This is a genomic window from Tepidimonas sp. (assembly GCF_029335975.1).
Classification (GTDB): Bacteria; Pseudomonadota; Gammaproteobacteria; order Burkholderiales; family Burkholderiaceae_C; genus Tepidimonas.
In genome coordinates, this window is the sequence record NZ_JARJMT020000200.1 from 1 (window position 1) to 5,960 (window position 5,960).

8 protein-coding genes are annotated in these 5,960 nt (G+C 65.2%); 3 read left to right on the plus strand and 5 right to left on the minus strand.

Going from position 1 to position 5,960, the window contains the following annotated elements; all coding sequences use genetic code 11:
• The 3 genes from P3W97_RS10980 to icd form a co-directional block, all read right to left on the minus strand.
• On the minus strand, positions 1-201 hold a 201-nt coding region (locus P3W97_RS10980; protein ID WP_300846679.1), incomplete at its 3' end, for a Clp protease N-terminal domain-containing protein.
• 81 nt (positions 202-282) lie between these two features.
• Positions 283-630: an ATP-dependent Clp protease adapter ClpS gene (gene clpS, locus P3W97_RS10985; protein ID WP_300846681.1), complete on the minus strand. Its 348-nt coding sequence runs from the start codon at positions 628-630 to the stop codon at positions 283-285.
• A gap of 171 nt (positions 631-801) precedes the next feature.
• Positions 802-2,055 (minus strand): NADP-dependent isocitrate dehydrogenase, encoded by a 1,254-nt coding sequence (gene icd / locus P3W97_RS10990; RefSeq protein WP_300846683.1) that lies wholly within the window; start codon positions 2,053-2,055, stop codon positions 802-804.
• 274 nt (positions 2,056-2,329) lie between these two features.
• Here icd and P3W97_RS10995 point away from each other — a divergent pair, with 274 nt between their 5' ends.
• A complete protein-coding gene (locus tag P3W97_RS10995) occupies positions 2,330-2,719 on the plus strand; it encodes a DUF192 domain-containing protein (RefSeq protein ID WP_300846685.1) in 390 nt (129 codons plus the stop codon).
• 53 nt (positions 2,720-2,772) lie between these two features.
• On the opposite strand, the gene P3W97_RS11000 is transcribed toward P3W97_RS10995, so the two are convergent.
• Both P3W97_RS11000 and xseA read right to left on the minus strand, forming a co-directional pair.
• Positions 2,773-3,360 carry a Fe-Mn family superoxide dismutase gene (locus tag P3W97_RS11000; RefSeq protein WP_300846687.1) on the minus strand — a complete coding sequence of 196 codons (588 nt, stop codon included), beginning with the start codon at positions 3,358-3,360 and terminating at the stop codon, positions 2,773-2,775.
• 126 nt (positions 3,361-3,486) lie between these two features.
• Entirely contained in the window at positions 3,487-4,794 is a 1,308-nt protein-coding gene (gene xseA, locus P3W97_RS11005; protein WP_300846689.1) for an exodeoxyribonuclease VII large subunit, read from the minus strand.
• 286 nt (positions 4,795-5,080) lie between these two features.
• Between xseA and P3W97_RS11010 the strand changes: the two genes are divergently transcribed.
• On the plus strand, positions 5,081-5,716 hold the full coding sequence (locus P3W97_RS11010) for a MotA/TolQ/ExbB proton channel family protein (protein WP_300846691.1): 636 nt from the start codon (positions 5,081-5,083) through the stop codon (positions 5,714-5,716).
• Between the two features lie 29 nt (positions 5,717-5,745).
• Positions 5,746-5,960: biopolymer transporter ExbD (locus tag P3W97_RS11015; protein ID WP_300846693.1), on the plus strand; the 215-nt coding region annotated here is incomplete at its 3' end.

A 5,960-nucleotide genomic window follows, 5' to 3' on the forward strand; every position in this document is an offset into this window, starting at 1 on the left:
GGGCGTGTTGTCCTTGATGAAGGTGGTCAGCGACTTGCGCAGATCATCGATGTTGGCATTGCAGGCGCGCAGCACCTCGGCGGCACTGGGGTTGTCCAGCAGGGCCAGCAGCAGATGCTCGACCGTGATGAATTCGTGCCGCTGCTGCCGGGCCTCGACAAAGGCCATATGCAAGCTGACTTCAAGTTCCTGGGCAATCATGGGGCACTTCCTTCACTTCGGGTTTCAACTGTAGCGCGACGCATCCACCGGCACAATCGGGTATGTGGGGCAGAGTCCTCGTTATTCAACGGGTTCCGCCACACACTGCAGCGGATGCCCTGCAGCCCGTGCAGCCTGGATGACCTGCTCGACTTTGGTGGTGGCGACATCGCGGGTATAGACACCACACACGCCGCGCCCGTGCACATGGATCTTGAGCATGATCTGGGTCGCCGTCTCGCGGTCCTTGTTGAAAAACTCCTGCAGCACGCGCACGACGAACTCCATCGGCGTGAAGTCATCATTGAGCAGGACGACCTGGTACATCTTGGGCGGCTGCAGGCGCTGGCGGCGACGCTCCAACACCACCGCATCACCGCCAGCGGGCACGCTCGGGGTCAGATCGGGTTGTTTGGGTGTCGTAGCCATAGCGATGATTCTGCAATAAATTCGACACCCCCGCAGGGAATGCGGCTTGGCTCTTCGTCGCCCAAAAACACCGCCGCCCCAAGGGGCGGCGGGTTCGGCGCAAGGCTTGCTTCGTCGAGCGGCGCACGGCGCGGACACACCTCGGCCCGCGCGGCGCTCGCCGCTCAGCGCTCACATATGGTCGATCATCACCTGTCCAAAGCCTGAGCACGACACTTGTGTGGCGCCTTCCATCAGGCGCGCGAAATCGTAGGTGACATGCTTGCTCTGGATGGCCTTTTCCATGCTGCTGATGATGAGATCGGCCGCCTCTTTCCAGCCCATGTGGCGCAGCATCATTTCGGCCGAGAGGATTTCGGAGCCTGGGTTGACGTAGTCCTTGCCGGCGTACTTGGGTGCCGTGCCATGCGTGGCCTCGAAACAGGCCACGCTGTCGGACAGATTGGCGCCCGGCGCAATACCGATACCGCCCACCTGCGCCGCCAACGCGTCGGAGATATAGTCACCGTTGAGGTTGAGCGTGGCGATGACCGAGTACTCGGCCGGACGCAGCAGGATCTGTTGCAAAAAGGCGTCGGCGATCGAGTCTTTGATGATGATGTCCTTGCCCGTCTTGGGGTTCTTGAACTTGCACCACGGCCCGCCGTCGATCGGCTCGGCGCCGAACTCGCGCTGCGCCAGCGCATAGCCCCAGTCACGGAAGCCGCCTTCGGTGTACTTCATGATGTTGCCCTTGTGCACGAGCGTCACGCTGGGCTTGTCGTTGTCGATGGCGTACTGGATGGCCTTGCGCACCAAGCGCTCGGTCCCTTCGATCGAGACCGGCTTGATGCCGATGCCCGAGGTCTCGGGGAAGCGGATCTTGGTCACACCCATCTCTTCAATCAGGAACCTGATCAGTTTCTTGGCTTTGTCGCTCTGCGCCGGGTATTCGATGCCGGCGTAGATGTCTTCGGAGTTCTCGCGGAAGATGACCATGTCGGTCTTTTCCGGCTCTTTCAGCGGCGAGGGCACGCCTTTGAAGTAGCGCACCGGGCGCAGGCAGACATACAGGTCCAGCTCCTGGCGCAGCGCGACGTTGAGCGAGCGGATGCCGCCGCCGACCGGGGTGGTCAGCGGGCCCTTGATGGAAACCGCGTACTCCTTGAGGGCGTGCAGGGTCTCCTCCGGCAGCCAGACGTCGGGCCCGTAGATACGGGTGGATTTCTCGCCCGCGTAGACCTCCATCCAGTGGATCTTGCGCTTGCCGCCGTAGGCCTTGGCCACCGCCGCATCCACCACCTTGATCATGACCGGGGTGATGTCGAAGCCGGTGCCGTCCCCCTCGATGTAGGGGATGATCGGATTGTCCGGCACGTTGAGTGACATGTCGGCGTTGACGGTGATCTTTTGGCCTTCAGTGGGCACTTGGATGTGTTGATACATGAGCGGGGACTCCGTTAGGCGTAATACGCCTCAGCACCGGTTGGGCGCCGAGCTCTAAAATCCATTCTATCGACAAAAATTTTGCAGCTCCGACGCTATGCCCCTCCCGAACTGCTGGACAGCCGCCCGTGACCGTCGCCCTCGGCCCAGTCGGTGGCAGCGCAGCAGGCCGGCTCTGAGCAAAAAGGCCTGGGCGGCGCTGACCGCAGCAGTGGGGCTGTGCGCCACGTTCGCGGCAGCCGCGCAACCCTCCGGCGCGCAGCGAAGCCCCTCTATGGGAGCGCCCCAGACGGATTTGCCGCGTGTGACATTGCGCGCGGGGATGCATCTGATCGATGCGCAGGTGGCGCGCACGCATGAGCAGCGCGCGACGGGTCTGATGTGGCGGCGGGAACTGGCCTCCAACGAAGGCATGCTATTCGTCTTCGAGGCGCCGGCAATGCAGTGCTTTTGGATGCGCAACACCTATGTGCCGCTGACGGCCGCTTTCGTCGCCGACGATGGCCGCATCGTCAACCTGGCGGACATGCGCCCGCTCGACGAGACCAGCCACTGTTCGCGCGAACCCGTGCGTTATGTGCTCGAGGTGGCTCAGGGCTGGTTTGCCAAACGGGGCATTGGCCCGGGCTTTCGGCTGGCTGGCGGGCCGTTTCGCGGGAATTGAGAGGGACTGTCCCCACACGGGACCCCACGCATGCGTGGGGCACACCGACGCCGTCAGACGTAGTTGGCTTGCGCAAAGTCCCAGTTCACCAGCTTATCGAAAAAGGTCTCGACGTATTTCTGGCGCAGGTTGCGGTAGTCGATGTAGTAGGCGTGTTCCCACACGTCCACCGTCAGCAACGCCTGGTCGGCGGTGGTCAGCGGGGTGCCAGCGGCGCCGGTGTTGACGATGTCGACGCTGCCGTCGGGTTTTTTGACCAGCCAGGTCCAGCCGGAGCCGAAGTTACCGACCGCGCTCTTGACGAACGCCTCGCGGAAAGCGGCGTAGCTGCCCCACTTGGCCTGGATCGCTTCGGCCAGGGCGCCGCTCGGCTCACCGCCGCCGTTGGGCTTCATGCAGTTCCAGAAGAAGGTGTGGTTCCAAACCTGCGCGGCATTGTTGTAGATTGGGCCGGGGTTGGGCGCCTTGCGGATGATGTCCTCCAGCGCCATCGACTCGTACTCGGTGCCTTTTTGCAAGTTGTTGAGGTTGACCACGTAGGCATTGTGGTGCTTGCCGTGGTGGTACTCCAGCGCCTCTTTGGAGTAGTGCGGCTCCAGGGCGTCGATCGCAAACGGCAGGGGGGGCAGTGCATGTTCCATGGCGTGTCCTCATTGGGGTTGTGGTCGATTCGTTGGATTGTAGGGAAGGGCCATGGCGGCCGCATGGCAGGCTCTGCGTGTCCCCGGAGCAGGCGCGGGATCCCAAGCGCGGTCGCGCCCGCCGGATCACGGCACCGCCTCGGGATGCACGGCGCTCACCCGCACATCCAGCCGCCCTGCGGCCAGGGCCACATGAAGGGGGGCATCTGGCGCTGTTTGGTCGGCGCGGGTGAGGACATGGCCTTGAGCGTCGGTGACCAGGGCGTAGCCCCGCTGCAGCACCAGATGGGGGTCCAATAGGGCCAGTTGGGCACCCCAGTGCGCCAGCTGCAGCCGGCGCCGTTCGGTGTCGCGTCGCCAAGCCGACTGCCACGCCTGCTCCAGCCGCAGCAGGTGCTGGCGTTGCCGGTCGATGCGCAGCGCCAGCATCCGCTCCAACCGATGCTCGTGGGCCTGCAGGCGGGCGCGCTCACGGACGGTCAGGGCGGATGGCCGCGCCAGCCGTTGCGCCAGCCGATCCAGGTGCTGCGCCTGCGCGTCGAACCGGCGCCACAGTGCCGCGCGCAGGCGCTCGGCCTGGCGCTGCAGCGCCTCGCGCAGCGTGGCGGCGGCAGGGGCGCACAGCTCGGCCGCGGCGGTCGGCGTCGGTGCCCGAACATCTGCGACGAAGTCCGCCAGGGTGACATCCGTCTCGTGCCCGACGCCGCACACGATGGGCATCGGCGCTTGGGCCATTGTGCGCACCAGCTCGGGGTCGTTGAAGGCCCACAGGTCCTCCAGCGAGCCACCGCCGCGCACCAGCAACAGCACAGCCGGCGCCCCCGTGTCGCGGTGGTCCTGGTAAGCGCGGCGCAACGCGGCACACAACTGGGCCGGCGCGTCCGCCCCCTGCACCGCGGCGGGATACAGGCGCACTGGCAGATGCGGCACCCGCCGCGCCAGGGTGGCGGCCACATCGCGCAGGGCCGCTGCGTCGAGCGATGTGACGACGCCGATGCTCGACGGAAACCCCGGCAGCGGCCGCTTGCGCGCCGACTCGAACAGACCTTCGGCCTGCAGCGCCGCTTTCAGGCGCAAAAACCGCTCGTACAGATCCCCCTGCCCGGCCAGACGGACGCGCTCGACCACCAGCTGCAGGTCCCCACGCGGGGCATAGACATCCAGCCGCCCCAGTACCTCGATACGCAGGCCGTCGCGCAAGGCAACGGGGCTGGCCTCGGCCGCGCGGCGAAAAAATGCGCACCGCAACTGACCCTGCGCGTCCTTGAGCGTGAAGTAGGCATGGCCGCTGCCCGCGCGCAGGTAGCCCGCCACTTCGCCGGTCACCCGCACGGGGTTGAAACGTGCCCGTAGCGCATCGGCGACAGCCGCCACCAAGGCCCCCACAGGCCAGGCAGGTTCGTCATCCGGCAGTTCGAAGGACGCCCTACTCATGGGGTTACCCACAGTGCGCTCCTGCCCATGGCGCGGGGTTCACAACCGTCACAGCTCTCGAAAATCATGGCCAACCTATTGTTTTGAAGGATATTTTTATGACACCCCGAAGGAAAATCTGTGTTCACACACTGTCCACATCGGGCCAATCCCTAGAGCAAGCAAGGGGTTACGAACAAGGTTATCCACAGTTCGACCAGGGGTCTGGAGCAGGCGGTTGCCTCGCTGCGTCCCACAGGGTCTGCTCCATAATGCGCCCAGCGACCGCCGTCCAGGAGACCTCCCCTTGTTGTCGATCATACAAGCCGCCGGCTGGCCGATTTGGATGCTGATCGCGTGCTCCATCCTCGGCCTAGCACTGGTCATCGAGCGCGCCATCAGTCTGCGCACCCATAGGATCGCCCCGCCGCAGTTGGTGGACGAAGCCATCCAAGCTTCGCGGCATGGCCTGCCCCCGCCCGCCGTGGTCGATCAACTGGCCGACAACTCGCTGCTCGGGGCGGTACTGGCCAGTGGATTTCGCACCCTGCAGGCCAACCCCCGCGCCACCGAGGCCGAGTTGCGCGCCGGACTGGAGGCCGCCGGCCGCTTGGCCGCCGCCCAGTTGCAGCGCTATCTGGGCGCACTGGCCACCGTAGCGTCGGCAGCACCGCTGCTGGGCCTGCTGGGGACGGTGATCGGGATGATCGAGATTTTCGGCTCGCAGGCCGGCCCTGGGGGGTTGCAGCCAGGTGGGGGAAACCCGGCGCAGCTCGCGCATGGGATCTCGATCGCACTCTACAACACGGCCTTCGGCCTGATGATCGCCATCCCCGCGCTGATTTTCTGGCGCTACTACCGGGCCCGGGCAGATGCGTTCCTGCTCCAGCTCGAGGTGGGAGCCGAGCGCTTCGTTCACCACCTGCTCACCCTGCGCCGCTGACCCCAGCCCTAATCCCGCGCGAGCGCTGTCTGAACTTCCGCCACGGCAACCGGGAAGACCCGGAGATCAACCTGATCCCGTACATCGACATGCTGCTGGTGGTATTGATCTTTCTCCTGCTCACTACGACCTTCAGTCAGGCCACCGCGCTGCAGGTCAAGCTACCCGTGGCCACCGCCGAGCCACCCCCACACCACCCCACCGAGATCGTGGTCACGGTGGGCTCGGACGGACGCTACGCGGT